The organism is Halomonas sp. SIMBA_159 (genome assembly GCF_046536035.1).
Taxonomy (GTDB): Bacteria; Pseudomonadota; Gammaproteobacteria; order Pseudomonadales; family Halomonadaceae; genus Vreelandella; species Vreelandella venusta_A.
The window spans coordinates 1-287 of sequence record NZ_JAWJBT010000332.1; the positions used below are offsets into that span (position 1 = coordinate 1).

Sequence of the window (287 nt, forward strand, 5' to 3'; positions counted from 1 at the left end):
TCCTCCTTCCGGGACGAGGGCTTGAGCCCCGGCGAATTGATTCGCTATACGATTGAACGCCAATCGCCTCAAGGCCAGTGGATGACCGCTTTAAAACTATTGACCGGCACCGAAAAGCGCGATCCCGACTGCATCAATCAGCTTGAACAGATCGTCTTGTCGACCATCGTCTCGCATAAGCGTGTATCACTCGCTTGGGGCGCGATCGACGGCATCGAAACCTATGACATCTATCGCGACGGCGAGCTCGTGACAAAGACCCGCCATACCCAATTCACTGACCGGGA

General features: G+C 55.4%; 1 protein-coding gene. It reads left to right on the forward strand.

The annotated features are described in order from the left end of the window. Positions 1-21 precede the first annotated feature (21 nt). A partial coding sequence (locus R0J87_RS19505; RefSeq protein WP_498888316.1) for a hypothetical protein occupies positions 22-287 on the forward strand: 266 nt, incomplete at its 3' end.